General features: G+C 66.5%; 17 protein-coding genes, 1 tRNA gene and 2 riboswitches. Of the genes, 5 read left to right on the top strand and 13 right to left on the bottom strand.

The window, feature by feature from the left end; translation table 11 throughout:
• The first annotated feature begins 11 nt into the window (after positions 1 to 11).
• Both N2K95_RS02930 and N2K95_RS02925 read left to right on the top strand, forming a co-directional pair.
• The gene (locus N2K95_RS02930; protein ID WP_260652830.1) at positions 12 to 545 is read left to right on the top strand and encodes a MarR family winged helix-turn-helix transcriptional regulator; all 534 of its coding nucleotides are present in this window, start codon (positions 12 to 14) and stop codon (positions 543 to 545) included.
• 32 nt (positions 546 to 577) lie between these two features.
• Positions 578 to 651 (top strand) — tRNA-Arg (locus tag N2K95_RS02925).
• A gap of 41 nt (positions 652 to 692) precedes the next feature.
• Here the strand turns inward: N2K95_RS02925 and N2K95_RS02920 are convergent.
• Positions 693 to 2,573: an ABC transporter ATP-binding protein gene (locus N2K95_RS02920; RefSeq protein ID WP_260652829.1), complete on the bottom strand. Its 1,881-nt coding sequence runs from the start codon at positions 2,571 to 2,573 to the stop codon at positions 693 to 695.
• 193 nt (positions 2,574 to 2,766) lie between these two features.
• On the opposite strand from N2K95_RS02920, the gene N2K95_RS02915 reads away from it, so the two are divergent.
• Positions 2,767 to 4,482, top strand: coding sequence for a hybrid sensor histidine kinase/response regulator (locus N2K95_RS02915; protein ID WP_260652828.1), 1,716 nt, complete (start codon positions 2,767 to 2,769; stop codon positions 4,480 to 4,482).
• Positions 4,483 to 4,560: 78 nt separating this feature from the next.
• Here the strand turns inward: N2K95_RS02915 and fdhD are convergent, their stop codons facing one another.
• The 9 genes from fdhD to N2K95_RS02870 all read right to left on the bottom strand — a co-directional run bounded on the left by fdhD (position 4,561) and on the right by N2K95_RS02870 (position 12,283).
• Entirely contained in the window at positions 4,561 to 5,406 is an 846-nt protein-coding gene (gene fdhD, locus N2K95_RS02910; RefSeq protein ID WP_260652827.1) for a formate dehydrogenase accessory sulfurtransferase FdhD, read from the bottom strand.
• A 93-nt stretch (positions 5,407 to 5,499) separates the two neighbouring features.
• The gene (locus N2K95_RS02905) at positions 5,500 to 6,795 is read right to left on the bottom strand and encodes a molybdopterin molybdotransferase MoeA (RefSeq protein WP_260652826.1); all 1,296 of its coding nucleotides are present in this window, start codon (positions 6,793 to 6,795) and stop codon (positions 5,500 to 5,502) included.
• Positions 6,792 to 7,076 (bottom strand): DUF6457 domain-containing protein, encoded by a 285-nt coding sequence (locus N2K95_RS02900; RefSeq protein WP_255792957.1) that lies wholly within the window; start codon positions 7,074 to 7,076, stop codon positions 6,792 to 6,794. The genes N2K95_RS02905 and N2K95_RS02900 overlap by 4 nt, the downstream gene beginning before the upstream one ends.
• Before the next feature lie 36 nt (positions 7,077 to 7,112).
• Positions 7,113 to 7,811 (bottom strand): molybdenum cofactor guanylyltransferase, encoded by a 699-nt coding sequence (gene mobA, locus N2K95_RS02895; RefSeq protein ID WP_260652825.1) that lies wholly within the window; start codon positions 7,809 to 7,811, stop codon positions 7,113 to 7,115.
• Positions 7,811 to 8,311 carry an HNH endonuclease gene (locus tag N2K95_RS02890; protein ID WP_260652824.1) on the bottom strand — a complete coding sequence of 167 codons (501 nt, stop codon included), beginning with the start codon at positions 8,309 to 8,311 and terminating at the stop codon, positions 7,811 to 7,813. Before N2K95_RS02890 ends, mobA begins: the two co-directional genes overlap by 1 nt.
• 261 nt (positions 8,312 to 8,572) lie before the next feature.
• A complete protein-coding gene (locus N2K95_RS02885; protein WP_260652823.1) occupies positions 8,573 to 9,373 on the bottom strand; it encodes a C40 family peptidase in 801 nt (266 codons plus the stop codon).
• Between the two features lie 18 nt (positions 9,374 to 9,391).
• Positions 9,392 to 10,216 carry a C40 family peptidase gene (locus N2K95_RS02880; RefSeq protein WP_260652822.1) on the bottom strand — a complete coding sequence of 275 codons (825 nt, stop codon included), beginning with the start codon at positions 10,214 to 10,216 and terminating at the stop codon, positions 9,392 to 9,394.
• Positions 10,217 to 10,219: 3 nt separating this feature from the next.
• Positions 10,220 to 10,379: riboswitch (cyclic di-AMP (ydaO/yuaA leader) on the bottom strand.
• Positions 10,380 to 10,528: 149 nt separating this feature from the next.
• Positions 10,529 to 11,242, bottom strand: coding sequence for a M23 family metallopeptidase (locus N2K95_RS02875; protein WP_260652821.1), 714 nt, complete (start codon positions 11,240 to 11,242; stop codon positions 10,529 to 10,531).
• Positions 11,243 to 11,299: 57 nt separating this feature from the next.
• Positions 11,300 to 11,494, bottom strand: a riboswitch (cyclic di-AMP (ydaO/yuaA leader).
• A 90-nt stretch (positions 11,495 to 11,584) separates the two neighbouring features.
• Complete coding sequence (locus N2K95_RS02870) at positions 11,585 to 12,283, bottom strand: metal-dependent transcriptional regulator (protein WP_260652820.1); 699 nt, start codon at positions 12,281 to 12,283, stop codon at positions 11,585 to 11,587.
• A 214-nt stretch (positions 12,284 to 12,497) separates the two neighbouring features.
• Between N2K95_RS02870 and serC the strand changes: the two genes are divergently transcribed.
• Positions 12,498 to 13,625, top strand: a complete 1,128-nt coding sequence (serC, locus tag N2K95_RS02865) for a phosphoserine transaminase (protein WP_260652819.1) — start codon at positions 12,498 to 12,500, stop codon at positions 13,623 to 13,625.
• 30 nt (positions 13,626 to 13,655) lie between these two features.
• Here the strand turns inward: serC and N2K95_RS02860 are convergent, their stop codons facing one another.
• From N2K95_RS02860 to N2K95_RS02850, 3 genes are read right to left on the bottom strand one after another with little or no spacing between them, the layout of a single operon-like run.
• On the bottom strand, positions 13,656 to 14,936 hold the full coding sequence (locus tag N2K95_RS02860) for an MFS transporter (protein ID WP_260652818.1): 1,281 nt from the start codon (positions 14,934 to 14,936) through the stop codon (positions 13,656 to 13,658).
• A gap of 53 nt (positions 14,937 to 14,989) precedes the next feature.
• Complete coding sequence (locus N2K95_RS02855) at positions 14,990 to 15,520, bottom strand: DUF3027 domain-containing protein (protein WP_260652817.1); 531 nt, start codon at positions 15,518 to 15,520, stop codon at positions 14,990 to 14,992.
• A gap of 48 nt (positions 15,521 to 15,568) precedes the next feature.
• Complete coding sequence (locus tag N2K95_RS02850) at positions 15,569 to 15,952, bottom strand: cold-shock protein (RefSeq protein WP_255792943.1); 384 nt, start codon at positions 15,950 to 15,952, stop codon at positions 15,569 to 15,571.
• Between the two features lie 237 nt (positions 15,953 to 16,189).
• Here N2K95_RS02850 and N2K95_RS02845 point away from each other — a divergent pair, with 237 nt between their 5' ends.
• Entirely contained in the window at positions 16,190 to 16,501 is a 312-nt protein-coding gene (locus N2K95_RS02845; protein WP_260652816.1) for a hypothetical protein, read from the top strand.
• The last annotated feature ends 29 nt before the right edge of the window (positions 16,502 to 16,530 follow it).

Genomic DNA, 16,530 nt, shown 5'->3' with positions numbered 1-16,530 from the left:
ACTATTGGGCTGTGGAAGACAAAGAGCTACGGCGGGATATCGTCGACGCACTCCGCGGCATGAGCCTGGACGGGCAGCGTGTCGCGGACGCTTTTGCGCATTCAAACGGCCTCAATGCCACGGACATGCGCGCCCTGGTGCTCATCATGGAGGCCGAGATGCGCCATGAGGCCCTCACCGCCGGTCAGCTCAGCGCCCGGCTGGGCACCTCCTCCGGGGCCACCACCGCCGTCATTGACCGGCTGGAACGCATCGGCCACATCCACCGCAACCGCAGCCATGCGGACCGGCGGAAGGTCACCCTGCACTTCGAACCGCTGGCCATGCAGCTGGCCGGTGCCTACTTCGGCCCCCTGGGCGCCCTCACCGACGAGGTCATGTCCCGGTATACGGAAACGGAGCTGCGCACCATCCTGGGCTTTATGCAGTCCATCCGTGAGAGCTATGACCGGCACATTTCGGCCCAGCAGGCCGGCGGCACCGCGGTGCCCGCAGACGGCGGCGCACCGGAGGGGCTGCACCCGCGCACCGGGAGAAACGGGTAAGCTGGTACCGCCCGCCGGTAACCCGGCGGTCCGCCCTCGTAGCTCAGTAGGATAGAGCGGCCCTCTCCTAAAGGGCAGGTCGTCGGTTCGATTCCGGCCGGGGGCACTTTTTTCTTTAACCGGACCCCCGGTTCAGCGAAGAAGCTGTTATTCCACTGCGTCCGCCGGCTCGGGCGCGAACTGGGTGTTGTACAGCTCTGCGTAGCGCCCGCCCCGTGCAAGCAGCTGCGTATGCGTTCCCTGTTCGGCAATCCGCCCGCCCTCGATCACCAGGATGCGGTCCGCGTTGCGGATGGTGGAGAGCCGGTGGGCAATCACGACGGCGGTCCGTCCTTCCAAGGCCTCGCCCAGTGCCGCCTGGACTGCTGCCTCGGAGGTGGAATCCAGCGCGGCGGTGGCTTCGTCCAGGATCACGATCCGCGGCTGGGCCAGCAGCAGCCGGGCAATGGTCATGCGCTGGCGTTCGCCTCCGGACAGCCGGTAGCCCCGCTCCCCCACCAGCGTTTCCAGACCGTCCGGCAGCGAACGGACCATGTCCTCCAGCCGGGCCCGGCGGAGGGCATCCCAGACCTCGTCCTCGCCGGCCTCCGGGCGGGCGAGCAGTAGGTTGGCACGGATGGTCTCGTGGAACAGGTGCCCATCCTGGGTCACCATGCCCAGGGCCTGCCGGATGCCGGCAAAACTCAGGTCCCGCACATCGGTGCCGGAGAAGCGCACGGCCCCCGAATCGACGTCGTACAGGCGTGCCAGCAGCTGCGCGATGGTGGACTTCCCTGCCCCCGAGGTTCCGACCAGGGCGACGGTCTGCCCGGGTTCAACCCGGAAGGACACTCCGTGGAGGACGTCCTCGCCGCCGCGGTTGTCCAGGACGGCCACCTCCTCCAGGGATGCGAGGGACACCTTGTCCGCGGTGGGGTAGGCGAACCGGACGTCGTCGAACTCCACGCTCAGCGGTCCCTCCGGCACCAGTGCCGGCGATTCCTTTTCACGGATCAGCGGGCGCAGGTCCAGGATCTCGAAGACGCGCTCGAAACTGACCACGGCACTCATGATCTCCACGCGGGCATTGGCCAGGGAGGTCAGCGGTGCATACAGGCGGGTGAGCAGCAGCGCCAGGGTCACGACGTCGCCCGTGTTCAGGCTGCCCTGGAGCGCCAGGTAGCCGCCGAGTCCGTAGACCAGGGCCAGCGCCAGCGCGGACACCAGGGTCAGGGCCGTCACGAAGACGGCCTGCATCATGGCCATCTTCACGCCGATGTCCCGCACCCGGGAGGCACGCAGCGCGAACTCCCGCGATTCGGCGTCGGGCCGGCCGAACAGCTTGACCAGGGTGGCGCCGGGTGCGGAGAACCGCTCGGTCATCTGCGTGCCCATGGACGCGTTGTGGTTGGCGGCCTCCCGCCGGAGTGCGGCAAGCCGGCCGCCCATCCGCCTTGCCGGCAGCAGGAACACCGGCAGCAGCAGCATGGCCAGCACGGTCACCTGCCACGAGGTTCCGAGCATCACGATCAGGGTCAGAATCAGGGCGACGACGTTGCTCACCACACCGGAAAGGGTCCCGCTGAAAGCCTGCTGGGCACCGATTACGTCATTGTTGAGCCGGCTGACCAGCGCGCCCGTCCGGGTACGCGTGAAGAAGGCGATGGGCATCTTCTGGACGTGGTCGAACACGGCCGTGCGCAGGTCCAGGATGACGCTTTCGCCGATGCGCGAGGAAAACCAGCGCGTGGCGAGGGAAACGGCCGCATCAGCGACGGCGACGGCGGCAATCAGCAGGGCGAGCCGGATCACCACTGCGGGGGCTGTTCCGGCCACGATCGAGTTGACCACCTCGCCGGCCAGGACCGGTGTGGCCACGGCCAGGAACGCGCCCACCACCGACAACAGCACGAAGCCAAGGAGCCGGGTCCGATAGGGAGCCGCGAAGCGGACAATCCGTTTCAGCGTGTCCCGCGAGATCTTGCCGTCGCCGCCCTTGGCGCGGGAGATCTGCATCAGCGAACCCCACGCTGCGCCTTCCATGCTCATGTCTGTTCCTCCGATATCTGCACGTTCCAGCTTAAGCCCGTCCGGGGGCTGTTCCCGGCCGATCGCCAGGGGCTGAAATCAGGGTCCGCGGCATCCGGCGAGGGTGAGTCGTATCACCTCGGGGCCTCCGGAGTGCTGTTACACTTCCTAACGCTGCCCCTAGAGCTGAACCGGGCACTGACGAAAGGTCGTTATGTCCCCGGCACTAAAAACTTCTGCCTTTCCGACGGCAGACACCTCTACGGAGGGCGACAAACCCGGCACAGGCCCCCGCCCCAAGGCCCTGGTTGCCGTGGAGGAGCCCGCTGTCTTCTCCGTTGTAGCCGGCATCCTCTCCGACGCGGGACTGGACGCGGTTCCGGTGCAGGACGTAGACGAAGCCATGGAGGCTGCGCGGACCGCTTCGCCGGTGTTGGCGGTGGTGGATTCCACCATCCGGCAGGTTGCCGGCATGGACATGCTCAAGCGGCTGCGGCACGAACCCGCCATCACCAAGCTGCCGGTCATCCTGGTGGCAGGCGAGGCCGGCGTGGACATGGACTTCATGGTGGAACTGGGCATTGCCGACTTCGTGGCGAGCCCGGTGGATCCTGAGGACCTGGCCCGCCGGGTCAACCTCATCCTGGCCACTGCCTCCGCCCGCCGCGGACGGCGGATGGCCGCGGCCCGGCTGCGGGAGGAGACGCGCCGCATTTCGGATGCGGTCCGGGCCACGAACGATCCCCAGCAGATGGCCGAGGTGGTGGTTCACGGGCTGGGAGCCACCTTCGAAGCGGACCATGTACAACTGGTAACGTTCCCGGACGAGCGCGTCCCGGTGCTGACGCTGGCCTGGAGCCGGGAGGGAACCACCTCGGGAGGCATGCCTGAGCTGGGCGCCCATACCGCCGGGGAGCTGGCTGAGACTCTGTGGGAGCGGGGCCGGGCGCTGGCGGTGGAAGACCACGGCCAACCCGGCGACGAGCCGCTGCCGATCAGCGCAGCGGCATGCGCTGCGGGGCTGCGGACCTCGGTGATTGTGCCGCTGGGCCACGGGGACCAGGCCTTCGGCCTGCTCTGGCTTGCCGGAGAGGGTTCTCCGCGGGACTGGACCAGCACGGAGATGTCGCTGATCCAGCATGTCAGCGGAAACCTGGCGCACGGCCTCGTGCAGGGCAACCTCATCACGGCCCAGCGGATGGTGCTCAAACGCCAGCGCGAACTGGACCAGGCCAAGACCGACTTCGTGGCCACGGTCAACCATGAGCTGCGGACGCCGCTGACCTCGATTACCGGGTACCTTGACCTCATCCTGGACGGTTCCGGCGGGGACATCCCGGAGGACGTCGCCCAGATGCTGAAGATTGTGGGGCGCAACGCTGTCCGGCTCAACCAGCTGATCAGCGACCTGCTGACCATTTCCCGGCAGGACGCGGACGAGAGCAGCCTCGAGGTGGAAGAAGTGGATCTGGAGGAACTCCTCCGGGCCGTTGCCGCTTCGCTGGCACCCGCCGCCGTCACCAACAACCTGGACCTCCGGCTGGAGCTCGGCTCCGATGCGCTGCTGGTGGACGGAGACCGTGCCCAGTTGGAGCAGGTGTTCACCAATCTCTGCTCCAACGCGGTGAAGTTCACCCCTGCCGGCGGATCAGTGGAAATCAGTGCCGCACTGGTACAGCCGGACGGCGCCGGGCCCGGGGTGCGCGTACAGATCCGCGACACCGGCATCGGCATCCCGGAAGCGGACCTTCCCAATCTTTTCCGGCGCTTCTTCCGTGCCTCCAACGCCACCTCCGCCGCCATCCCGGGAACCGGGCTGGGCCTGGCCATCGTCCAGGACATTGTGCTCCAGCACGGCGGCGAACTGGGCATCGTGTCGAAAGTGGGCCAGGGCACCACAGCCACGGTCCAGCTTCCGGCCGCCCGCTAGGGGATCCGGAGGGGCGGGGCCGGCCCCGGACCCCGCCCGGTCCGTGCCGGTCCGGAGCGGCGGGCCTGCCTCCGCTGCCTACACCGGCGCGGGGGCTGCGGCCAGAATCCGTTCCGGCGCGGAATAGCAGTTCAGGGACGTACCGCGGCTGAAACCGATCAGCGTCAGTCCGCCGTCCTTGGCAAGATCCACGGAAAGGGCCGACGGTGCACTGACGGCCGCGAGCACCGGGATTCCCGCCAGCTGGGCCTTCTGGACCAGCTCGAAGGACGCACGTCCGGAGACCTGCAGCACCATGCCGCGCAGCGGAAGCATCCCGGCGCGAAGAGCCCATCCCACCACCTTGTCCACGGCGTTGTGCCGGCCCACGTCTTCGCGCAGGCACAACAGCTCGCCGTCGGCGTTGAACAGTCCGGCCGCGTGGACGCCTCCGGTCTTGTCAAACACTTTCTGCCCTTCGCGCAGCCGGTCCGGCAGGGCGGCCAGCATGTCCAATGGCAGCCGGACCGCGTCCTCGGAAGGGTCGAAGTGCGATGACTTCCGGACTGCCTCGATGGAGGCCGTGCCGCAGATGCCGCAGGAGCTGGAGGTGTAGACGTGCCGTTCCATCCCGGTGTCCGGAAGCGGGGTGCCCGGCCGGAGCTGGACGTCCACCACGTTGAAGGTCTGGTTGCCTTCCTCATCCACTCCGGAGCAGTAGCGCAGGCTGACCAGCTGCGCCGGATCCCAGATCACCCCTTCCGAGACCAGGAACCCTGCGACCAGGTCAAAGTCGTCACCCGGCGTGCGCATGGTGACCGTGAAGGACTTGCCGCCGATCCGGATTTCAAGCGGTTCCTCCCCCGCCAATACGTCGTCCCGCCGGCTGACGTTGCCGTCCAGTCGGAACCGTGTAACCCGTCCTCGTTGGGTAACCCGTCCCATGGTGTCTCCCTGTCTTTGGTGCTTTGGTTCGATTCCGGGGCGGCTGACGCCGCCCCGGGTAGTGCGTTATTCGGGGTTACCGGGGTTCCGGGTTTACCCGGCGGGCGCGCGGTTAACCTGCCACGGCAGGGGCAGCGCCATCACGGCCTGGTCCCTGATGCAGCCCTCCGGCGGCACCACCATCACGGCGTCTGCTTCGGCCAGTCCGCGGAGCATCCCGGACCGGAAATACGGCGAAGGCATGGCACGGTCCTCCTGGATGCTGCAGGGAACCAGGCGGGTCCTTCCGGGCAGCGGTTCCAGGTCCACACCGGCCAGGACGTGGCGTTCACGGGAGATCGGGGCACCCCGGAGTCCGTCCAGCAGCGGCTGGACGATGGTGAAGACCGCCATCATGGCAGCAAGCGGATTGCCGGGCAGCGCCACCAGCAGGCGGCCGTCCTGCAAGCGGGCGAGCATCGTGGGATGGCCCGGACGCATGGCAATGCCGTCGATGAGAAGTTCCGCGCCGACGTCCTCCAGGGCACGGCGCAGGTGGTCGGCGTCGGACCGCCCGGTACCGCCGGTCGTAACGAGGACGTCACCGGAAGACATGGCAATGGAGTGTTCGTCGGTCGCTTCGCTGCTCAGCGCTGCCACCACTTCCTCCAGCCGGTCCGGCAGGCGACGCACGACGTCGATCCGCCCGCCCAGCATCGTGATCAGCTGGGGCAGCTGGGGACCGAAGGTGTCGCGGACCTGGCCGGGCTCGGGCAGGCCTGCTTCGATGACCTCGTCACCGGTCAGCAGCAGCGAGACGCGCGGGGAGCGCAGCACCGGAAGGGTGTCATGCCCGCACACGGCAGCCAGGGCAATGTGGGCGGGGTTGAGCAGCTTTCCCGCGGGAATGGCGGTCTCCCCTGCCGAGGCCTCTTCTCCGGCCGGCCGGATATGCTCGCCGGGCCGCGGTTCCGACTCCCGTGCACGGTCGCCGAGGGTTAGCTGCGGCGGCGTGGTGGCAGAGACCGTACCGCTTTCCGAGCGCAGGACGGCGTCCGCACCTTCGGGGATCAGTCCGCCGGTGAGGATTTCCACGGCCTCGCCCGGCTGCAGGGCACGGCGCCCGGATTCACGGTGGACCTGCCAGCGTTCCACCTGGGGTTCCTCGTGGGTAATTACCGTCCATGGCGGCGGTCCGGCGATTGCCCACCCGTCCATAGCTGCAGAGGCGTAATGCGGAACGGGCTGCAGGGCCGCGGTGTCGAGGGCCAGGATCCGGCCGAGGGCCTCGTCAAGCGGCACGGTTTCGTAGGGCAGCGGGCGGGCAGCCGCATAGGCAGCGTGCCGGGCCTGGACCCAGGATGCGTTGGGCTGGGCTGGAAGGATGACGGGTGCGGCGGGGTCGCTCACTGGGCGTCTCCTTCCGCCGCGGCGTCACGGCACTGATCGGCCGCTACTGCCATGGCCGCGCGCATCGCCACGGCGTCGTCGGCCTGTCCGGTGCCGGCTGCAAGTCCTGCGGCGTACCCGACAATGAAAGTGGTCAGCGGTGCCGCCGGCCGCACCACGCTGTGTGCTGCAACCGCAGCCAGGTCGAGGACAGCGGAGACATCCACCGGCGTGCCCTCGAGCTCCAATGCCTGCAGCAGCCTGCTGCTCCATGCCTCGAGTTGTTCCTTCTGGCTTGCCATTCGTGCTCCTTCGTATCGCTTGGGGACTGCCCGGTCCTACGGCACGTCCCCGGCGCTCACACCCAGCGATTGTGCATCGGTCCAGGTGTCAACATCGGCTGTACTTCCCGGGGGAACATCAACACCCCTCCATTGCACCCTAGCAAGCAACGCCTTCATGGGCTTGTTCGCCAATCCTTCCGAGGCCACGGAAGCGACGGCGGCACGAAGGTCTGGTGTGCGGTAGAGCGCCGCCAGCGGCTGGCGGTTTCCGGTGGAGTCCACTGCCAGCAGGCTCTCATCCGGAGCCGAGGCGGACGCTGCCAGCAGCACCTGAACGGCAGCGGCGATCTGCGGCATGTCGCAGGCCAGGACCAATGTCCAGGGGCAGCTATCGGCCGGACTCCCGGCGCCGCCGTCGCCCGCGCTGCTGCCGCGTGGAGTGCCCGTGTCCCTCTCCAGGGCGGCCAGGGCGGTGACGGCCGCCCCGACCGCGGCGGCCGGACCGGCGTAGGCCGGCTCTTCACGGACCAGTACCGGCGTCCGCCGGGTTCCTTCGGTCGGCGCAGCCTCCAGCCGGGCTGCCAGTTCCGGGGGCCCTGCTACGGCGATGTGCCGGGCGTCCGGGATGGCGGCAAGGGTGGTTTCCAGCAGGGTTCGGCCGTCAGCCAAGAGCAGTGCCTTGGGTGTGCCGCCAAGGCGCGTGGACCGGCCTCCGGCGAGGATGATGGCGTCATAGCGGGGCGTAGCGGACATCAGGCAGCGGTGTCATTCTGCAGAAATGGATCCCATTGCGGGGACGGGCGTTCGAGTTCGCGGATCTGCCAACGCGCTCCGCGGGGCGCTCTCGGGGAAATCCGCAGCTCCCAGCCGAGCTGGGCCAGCGTCCGGTCCCCCTTGGTGTTGTTGCAGCGCAGGCAGCAGGCGACCAGGTTTTCCCAGTTGTCGTCACCGCCGCGGGACCGCGGGACCACATGGTCCACGGTAGCGGCGGCCTTGCCGCAGTAGGCGCATTCATGGTTATCCCGGCGCAGCACGCCGCGGCGAGTGGCAACGGTGCCCTCGCGATAGGGAATCTTGACATACCGGTGAAGGAGGATGACCGACGGTCGGGGAAGGATTTCATTGGGCCCGACCACCGGCTCGCCGCTCTCCGCCACCACGCTCGCCTTTCCGTTCAGAACCAGCACCAAAGCGCGGCGGAAGGTGATCACGGCCAGCGGTTCATATCCAGCGTTCAGAACGAGAGTGCGCATGCACATACCTCTTCGTCTGCCGCCCACGAACCGGTGAGTACAAGACACCTTTGCCGCAAACGGCACTTCGATTGTCTATGCAAGAGTAGAACGGGATCGCGATCTTGGCCATTTATGCCGGTGCTGCGGGACCGGAACCGGAACCGCCGTACCCGCCTGGGCCTCTCCGCGGCGACCCGGGCCTAACGCGGCGACCCGGGCTTAACGCAGCAAGGCCCCTCCCGAAGGAGGGGCCTTGCGATGCTGACTTGCCGGGGCTGCTTAGCCGCCTACACGGATGTAGACGCCGCCGGAACCGAGTTCAGCCGGAGCCACAACGGTGGAGCCACCGTTGAAGCCGCCGTGCACTGCCTGTCCGCCGCCCACGTAAACAGCGATGTGGGCCATACCCATGCCGCCGTCGGCGTAGTAGATCAGGTCGCCGGGCATAGCCTCAGCTGCGCTCACCGTCCGTCCAAGGGAGAGGTAGCTGGCAGGCCAGCCGTGGTGGTTGATGCCGGCCGCGGCCAGGGCATTAGTCACCAGCATGGTGCAGTCCTGGCCGACGCCAAGCTGTGCATACGCAGCAGCGGCAATGGTGGACGCTGCTCCGGACGGGGCAGCCGCTGCGGGCTTGGCGACAGCCTCAGTGTTGAAGGTGGAAACCGGTGCGCCGGCGTTGCCGCGGGCCTGGGCAGGAGCAGCGGCCGCCGCTTCCTGGGCAACGGCCACCGGTGCGTCGGCAACCGGAGCTTCAACCGGGGCTGCGGGCTCTACCACCGGTGCGGGCGTGGAACCGGCGATTCCGGCACGCTCGAACGACACGGCCACGTCTGCGGGGACATGGAGTGTCGATACGGAGGAAAGATCCAGTGCGCTGGTCCGGACGTCGCGGGGTGCGTCAGCTCCGGAGGCATTGGCTGCAACACCGGTGGTCAGTACCAGCCCGGAGGCTGCCGCAATGACGGCGGCCTGGCGGCCGACCGTTCCGGCGTTGGCACTGACAGCGCCGGCAAGGGCGTTCAGCGTGGTGGCGCGGGCCACCGGCGCCCGGTGGCGGGCGCGCTCAGTCGTTGAGGTCATGATGTCTCGGGACCGGGCTTAGCTGACGCGGACGAAGCTGGCGCCCGGCAGATCGGAGAGGGAATGCAGGCCGGTGTTCATACCGTTCAAGCCACCACTGATGACCTGGCCGTTGCCGACGTAAATGGCAACGTGGCCGCCGGTGATGACGAGGTCGCCGGGTGCCGGGGAAGAAACCACGGAGCCGTACTGGAAGAACTGGCCGGGGGCCAGGTCACCAACGGACTTGCCGACGGAGCGCAGGGCCTTCTCGACCATGGCGGTGCAGTCCTGCGCAACGCCGATCTGGCCGTAGGCGGAAGCGACGAGGGCAGCTCCGACGTTGCTGGAGGCCTGTACTGCCGGCGTTTCAGCCTTAGCTTCGTAGCCGGAGGTGGCTGCCAGTGCTGTCGGTGCTGTCGGTGCGTAAGCTGCCGGAGCGTTGCTGGCGGCGGTCTGGGCTGCAGCGGTCTGGGCTGCGGCGGCCTGCGCTGCAGCTGCCTGGGCGGCTGCCGCTTCTTCGGCTGCCTTGGCTGCGGCTGCTTCGGCGGCGAGCTGTGCACGGTATTCAGCGCCGGACGTGGAGCTCGGGGCAACCAGGGGAAGCTCGAACGGTGCGTTGGCGGGAGCGGTAACGCTGCCCGTCACGATGTTCAGCGGGGTTGCTGCGAGTGCCTGGCGGTCCGTGCTGACGGATGCCTGTGCAGGAAGTCCTGCAGCCAGCACGAGGCCGGATGCTGCAACTACGACGGCGGCCTGTCGGCCTACTGTTCCGGCGTTGCTGCTGACTGCCTTGGAAAGTGCAGCGATCGGGTTGGTCTGTACGGTGGCAGCACGACGGCGGCCATGAGTAATTGATGACACAGGTTTGCCTCTCCCAATTGCCTACGAGGTGAGCTGTCGGATTCGGATGGGAGTCACCCGGTTGCCCGGCCTAATGGCCTTTTGCAACTTAACCCCAAGGGTTTCTTTCGAAACCCGAAATTGGTTCCCCCGCCTCTGCCATGCGATTCTGCGAACGGACTTCAAACAGTGGCAGAGCTAGGCGATCTGTTCGAAGGTGCCCCATCGTTGGCGAATCAGGCACGAGTGTGAGCGTACAGCAACATTTGAGGTATGTCACGTTCCGGTCACGAAATGATATTCAACCGGTTACGGTGCATTCATTTGGTGCGGTTACAACCAATTCAACGGGTCGACAACTTCACCGTTAACCATGACCTCGAAATGCAGATGGCAGCCGGTTGAAGATCCGGTGGTGCCGCTTGCTCCCACCAGGAATCCCCGGTCGATTTCGGTGCCCACAGTGACGGCAATGTTGGAAAGGTGGTTGTACGTTGTCTGGACCCCGTTGCCGTGATCTACCACTACGCGGTTTCCACCCCCGTACGGGTGCCAGCCGGCAAAGACCACGGTGCCGGATGCCGCAGCATTGACGGCGGTCCCGCAGGTGGCGGCGAAGTCCTGGCCGTTATGCATCTCGCCGGCCTCCCCGGTGATGGGGCTGGTCCGGTGGCCGAACCCGGAGGTCTGCACCAGCGCGGAGTCCAGGGGTGTGGAGAGCGTGCCTTTGGCAGCAGCGGGAACCGCATGAGACCCTGCAGCGACCGAAATGGACGCCAGTTTGGCATCCGGGTCATATTTGCTGCTCACGCTGGTCCGCTCGAATCCGATGGCGGCGTTGGGGTCAGCGGAGACGGGTGCGTCAACGGCTACCGGCTCGAGCGTGACCGGAGGATTGTCTGCTGCCGCATGCGTCGGCATGGCAGCTGTAAGGATCAGTCCCGATGTTGCAGCGGTAATGGCCACCTTCTGGGCGGCACCGCCAACAGATACGGTTTTGGTTTCGGCACGCCGGCGGCCTGATGTTGAGGCGTTTCGCGGGCGCATTGGCGCAGTGTGAGCGGGCGCGCGGCGCCGGCCCGAAGCAGCATGCTTCGACAAGTGTTTCCCTCTCATGGATCGCCTGCGAAGTTAGCTGTCGGATTCGAGTAGAGAAACTCGGCCTCCGGAAATGCGGGGCATCAACTGCAGCTATGCAGACAATTGCCGCGGACCTCCGGAAGGCTTCACCCCAAGGCAGTCGTACTGCCGGAAATGGGTCCTCCGCCCCTGCCTGGACGAGTGTAGTGCTCCGGTCCGCTGGCAGGGCTCGGCGGACGGACCGGATAACGATGGTGTTTCAGCGTCGGAACTCACTATAGGGTAAATGTCACAAAAGTAACCATTCCGTTACCCGATTGTGGAAACAAAAACATGAGAAGCCACTTCAGCGGGCAATTCCAGGGCTCCTTCGATCCCCGGAACGCGCACGGAGATGTAGCCGCCCACTACTTCGGCGGTGATCTGCGCGCCTGGCCGCAGCCCGGCTTCGTCCAGCTGGGACAGCAGTTCGGGCTCAACCTGGATGGGCTCGGCCAGCCGGACCAGCCTTAGCTTCGTCCCCGGTCCGGTGGCCGCGACAGTGGACACCAGATCGACGACGCCGTCGGGAGAGACCTCCGCGGCCACACCGCCGATTCCTTCGAGTCCGGGAATGGGATTGCCGTACGGAGATTCCGTGGGGTGGCCGAGCAGCTCATACAGCCGCCGTTCCACCCGCTCGCTCATGACGTGTTCCCAGCGGCACGCTTCGTCGTGCACATAGGCCCAGTCGAGTCCGATCACATCCGAGAGGAGCCGTTCGGCGAGTCGGTGCTTGCGCATCACCTCGGTGGCCCGGCGCCGGCCCAGTTCCGTCAGTTCCAGCCGGCGGGTGCCGGCGACCACCACAAGTCCGTCGCGTTCCATCCGCCCGATGGTCTGGGACACAGTGGGACCGGAGTGGCGCAGCCGTTCGGCAATCCGCGCACGGAGGGCAACAATGTTCTCTTCTTCCAGTTCCAGGATGGTCCTGAGATACATCTCAGTGGTGTCAATGAGATCCGTCATGACGGGCCGCTCCTAGTTAGGGAGAAAGAAGGACAGCGCACCGCTGACCGGGGATACGCCAACACGTTAGCCTATTGGCCGGACCGCCCGATAATTGCGCGGCGCCCTTCACAGGAACTGGTGGTGCGGGTCATATATCGCCGGGGTCCAGGGCTGTGCGGCAGAATGGAAGTGCATATCCGCCACCTTCGAAACACGCTTGGAGTGTTACCTCATGGGCGATACAGCCACACTGAAAATTCCCGCCGGGATCCTCCCGAAGGACGGCCGTTTCGGTGCCGGTCCTTCCAAGGTGCGGCCTGAGCAGATGGCCGCACTCGCAGCAGCGGGCACCGGCCTGCTCGGCACCTCACACCGCCAAGCCCCGGTGCGGAACCTCGTGGGCAGTGTGCGGGAGGGCCTCGCCGGGCTCTTCTCCGCTCCGGAGGGCTACGAGGTAGTGCTGGGCGTGGGCGGGTCCACCGCTTTCTGGGACATTGCCTCCTTCGGGCTTGTGGAGGAAAAGGCCCAGCACCTGTCGTTCGGTGAATTCGGCTCGAAGTTTGCTGCGGCCACCAATAAGGCCCCGTTCCTCTCGGCGTCGAGCATCATCAAATCCGAGCCGGGCACGCGTCCGGAGCCTGCGGCGGAGTCCGGCGTCGACGTCTACGCCTGGCCGCAGAACGAAACCTCCACCGGCGTCGCTGCCCCGGTGCGGCGTGTGGAAGGCGCCGACGCCGGTTCCCTGGTCCTGATCGATGCCACCTCCGCGGCCGGCGGCCTGGACGTGGACCTGGCCCAGTCCGATGTCTACTACTTCGCTCCGCAGAAAAACTTCGCCTCCGACGGCGGCCTGTGGCTCGGCATGTTCTCCCCCGCTGCATTGGAACGGGCTGCCCGAATCAATGCCGGCGGGCGATGGATCCCGGACTTCCTCAACCTGCAGACCGCCATCGACAATTCGCGGCTGAACCAGACCTACAACACGCCGTCGTTGTCCACACTGGTGACCCTGAACGCGCAGATCGACTGGCTGAACGCCAACGGCGGACTGCCGTTCGCCACCGGCCGCACCGCAGACTCGGCTGGGCGCATCTATTCCTGGGCGGAGAAATCATCCGTGGCTACCCCGTTCGTGGCGCGGGCCGAGGACCGCTCAAACGTTATTGCCACGATCGACTTTGCGGAGGGCATCGACGCGGCCGCCGTTGCCAGGACCCTGCGTGCCAACGGTGTGGTGGATGTGGAGCCCTACCGCAAGCTCGGCCGCAACCAGCTGCGGATTGCCACCTTCGTAGCCATCGACCCCGACGACGTCAGCGCACTGTTGGAGTGCATCGATTACGTGATTGCCAATTCCTGATCCGCACCTCCCCGCAGCAGGACCCGAACGCTAGGCGCTGTCCGGGTCCTGCTGCTTTTCCGGGATGTCCGTGGTCATGCTGAGCCGGCGCGGCAGGCTGCGGTCGTAGTGGAAACGCATGCCGTACGTCCGCCAGGCCCAGACGAAACCGATGGCGGCCGCCAGCAGACCCGACGCAGCCGCAACCCCGAGGCTCCAGCGGGGGCCGAAGGAGTTCGAGACCCAGCCCACCACCGGCGCACCCAGGGGTGTTCCACCCATGAAGATGGCGAAATACAGTGCCATCACCCGCCCGCGCATGATCTGCGCGGTGGTGGTCTGCACATACGCATTGGCGCTGGTCATCAGGGTCAGGGCAAACAGGCCGACCGGGATCAGCGACAGGGCGAACAGAATCAGGGTGGGTGCCGCGGCGGACAGGATGCAGGACAGGCCGAAGGCTCCGGCGGCTCCGAAGACAAACCGCAGGCGCGGCCGGTCCCGGCGGGCGGAGAGCAGCGCGCCGGCCACGGATCCGATCGCCATCACCGAGTTGAGGACGCCGAAGATTCCGGCATCCCGGCCAAACTCGGTACGCGCCATGGCCGCTATATAAATGGCAAAGTTCATGCCGAATGTGCCCACAATGAAGATCGCGAGCATCACCATCATCAGGTCCGGCCGGTGGCGCACATAGGCAAGCCCGGCCCGGATGCGCCCCTTCCCCGGAGGTGCCTTGGGCAGCACGCGCAATTCCCCGGCACGCATTTTCAGCAGGGCGATCACCATGGCGCCGAACGTCACGGCGTTGAGCACAAACACCAGGCCCGGTCCGACGGCTACGGTGAGGAGGCCGGCGACGGCGGGGCCGACCATGCGTGCGCCGTTGAAGGAGGCGCTGTTAAGGGCGACGGCGTTGGGCAGGTCCCGTTCGGAGACTACTTCCGAGACGAAGGCCTGGCGTGCCGGGCCGTCCACGGCGGACACAACCCCGAGTGCCAGCGCGAAGGCGTAGACGTGCCACAGCTCAGCGTGCCCGGAGAGCACCAGCAAACCCAGTGCGAGGCCAAGCGCGCCCATGCTGACCTGGGTCAGCAGGAGGACCTTGCGCCGGTTATAGGTATCGGTAATCAGGCCCGACCACGGGGCCAGGAGCAGCTGCGGCCCCAACTGCAGCGCCATGACAATTCCCATGGCTGCCGCGTCCTGGTCGGTCAGGATGTCATAGACCAGCCAGTCCTGGGCCGTACGCTGCATCCAGGTACCGATGTTCGAAACCAGGGCACCGATAAACCAGATGCGGTAGTTGAAGATGCGAAGGGAACGGAACATCAGTTCAGCGCTCCCTTGGGACAGTGAACCTGTTGCCGCGCACCGTCACGGAATTATTCGTCCTCCTCGGCACCCGTCGCGTCGACGTGCTGTTCGCTGGACTGATCCGGCTCCGTCTGGTCGTGGCCGGGGCGGCCGTCACCGTTTTGCTCCAGCTCGGCCTGCTCCTGGGCGGCACGCTCCTGGGCCTGCAGTTCCTCTTCGGCAGCGATGTCCTCCGGACGCAGCCGGTCAGACCATGGCACCCACTCGGGCGCCAGCAGTGCCTCATTGGAAGGGAGCAGCCCCACCTCGCTGACCGTCACCTTCTTGCTTCGAGGCATACGGGCCACCGTTACATACCAGAACCAGCCGCCATAGCCGGGACGGCGGGAGGCAAACCGGTGCGTCACCAGCCGTTCGGCGTCGGCAACTGCACCGACGTAGTTGCCTATTTCATCCTCGGACACCACTTCGAGCAGACCGGTGCGGGCTTCCGTCACGGCATCCGCCAGGACGGCGTCGGGCTTCCCCGGCCGCCGCGGGGCGCGCTTCCGCGCAGCCGGGGCCGCAGCGGCGGGCTCGGATTCGGGTTCAGAGGGCATATCGGGAGAGGGAGTTACCGGTGTCATAGTCACTTCAGCGCACTAACCTTAAACATCCAGATCATCGGCAACGGCCCGTAGGACAGCGGCCACCTTGGTCGCGTGTTTCTTGTCCGGGTAGCGGCCCCGCCGCAGACCGTTGGAGATAGCGTCCAGCAGCTTGATCAGATCTTCGGTGATCACGGCCATGTCCTCAGCATCCTTGCGGGTCGCCTTGGCCACCGACGGCGGAGCTTCGAGGATGCGTGCCGAAAGGGCCTGCGGGCCGCGGCGGCCGTCAGCGACACCGAATTCCATGCGGGTACCGGGCTTTACCTCGCTGACTCCCGCGGGCAGGGCAGAAGCGTGCAGGAAGACTTCCTGCCCCTCGTCCGTGGCCAGAAACCCAAAACCCTTACCAGTGTCGAACCATTTGACCTTGCCGATGGGCACTTCGGTTACCTCGTTCTTAGTTTAATTGCAGCAGGACACCTGCCGCAGGAATAATCGTGACCCGCATTGGCCCGCCAGGCCCGAAGCGGCGCCCGGATACCTGCAGAGACGTAAGAGATGGAGCATCTGCAGAGATACTACGGGGAAGTCTGTTCCCTTTAGAATATCCCCACAAGCGATTGGGACACCAAGGCCTTCCCTTTGTCCCGTGGTTTTCCGCTGTTAGCGTTAAACACCATGAGCAACACCTCACCGGATAACGTCCGGGTCCCTGCGGCATCCGCAGAGCAGCAGCTGCCGGCCTCCCCCGCTTCGCCGGAACGCCGGCTTCCGCCGCGCAGGTCTCCGCTCCGCCGGGTCGCCGGCGTGCTGGCAGCGGTGCTGGCCCTGTTCGGTCTGGGGACACTCGCGGCGGTGCTGCTCCTTTCCCTCCAGGGCCAGGCAGTGGCGCCGTGGCTCGTGGCCGCGTCCCTTTACGCATTGCCCCTCGCGTTCCTGCTGATGGCGGGCCTGGTGATCGACGGAATCAGGCGCCGGCGCCGGGGCTGATCGGTCCGTTTTTCTCCCCACTCAGGTAA

Source organism: Arthrobacter zhaoxinii, from assembly GCF_025244925.1.
Classification (GTDB): Bacteria; Actinomycetota; Actinomycetes; order Actinomycetales; family Micrococcaceae; genus Arthrobacter_B; species Arthrobacter_B zhaoxinii.
This window is presented reverse-complemented; position numbering and strand designations above follow the sequence as displayed.

Excerpts from the sequence above, each read along its gene's own strand:
- N2K95_RS02920 (WP_260652829.1), bottom strand. The coding sequence starts at position 2,573 with ATGAGCATGGAAGGCGCAGCGTGGGGTTCGCTGATGCAGATCTCCCGC.
- N2K95_RS02915 (WP_260652828.1), top strand. The coding sequence starts at position 2,767 with ATGTCCCCGGCACTAAAAACTTCTGCCTTTCCGACGGCAGACACCTCT.
- fdhD (WP_260652827.1), bottom strand. The coding sequence starts at position 5,406 with ATGGGACGGGTTACCCAACGAGGACGGGTTACACGGTTCCGACTGGAC.
- N2K95_RS02900 (WP_255792957.1), bottom strand. The coding sequence starts at position 7,076 with ATGGCAAGCCAGAAGGAACAACTCGAGGCATGGAGCAGCAGGCTGCTG.
- mobA (WP_260652825.1), bottom strand. The coding sequence starts at position 7,811 with ATGTCCGCTACGCCCCGCTATGACGCCATCATCCTCGCCGGAGGCCGG.
- N2K95_RS02890 (WP_260652824.1), bottom strand. The coding sequence starts at position 8,311 with ATGCGCACTCTCGTTCTGAACGCTGGATATGAACCGCTGGCCGTGATC.
- N2K95_RS02885 (WP_260652823.1), bottom strand. The coding sequence starts at position 9,373 with ATGACCTCAACGACTGAGCGCGCCCGCCACCGGGCGCCGGTGGCCCGC.
- N2K95_RS02875 (WP_260652821.1), bottom strand. The coding sequence starts at position 11,242 with ATGCGCCCGCGAAACGCCTCAACATCAGGCCGCCGGCGTGCCGAAACC.
- N2K95_RS02870 (WP_260652820.1), bottom strand. The coding sequence starts at position 12,283 with ATGACGGATCTCATTGACACCACTGAGATGTATCTCAGGACCATCCTG.
- serC (WP_260652819.1), top strand. The coding sequence starts at position 12,498 with ATGGGCGATACAGCCACACTGAAAATTCCCGCCGGGATCCTCCCGAAG.
- N2K95_RS02860 (WP_260652818.1), bottom strand. The coding sequence starts at position 14,936 with ATGTTCCGTTCCCTTCGCATCTTCAACTACCGCATCTGGTTTATCGGT.
- N2K95_RS02855 (WP_260652817.1), bottom strand. The coding sequence starts at position 15,520 with ATGCCCTCTGAACCCGAATCCGAGCCCGCCGCTGCGGCCCCGGCTGCG.
- N2K95_RS02845 (WP_260652816.1), top strand. The coding sequence starts at position 16,190 with ATGAGCAACACCTCACCGGATAACGTCCGGGTCCCTGCGGCATCCGCA.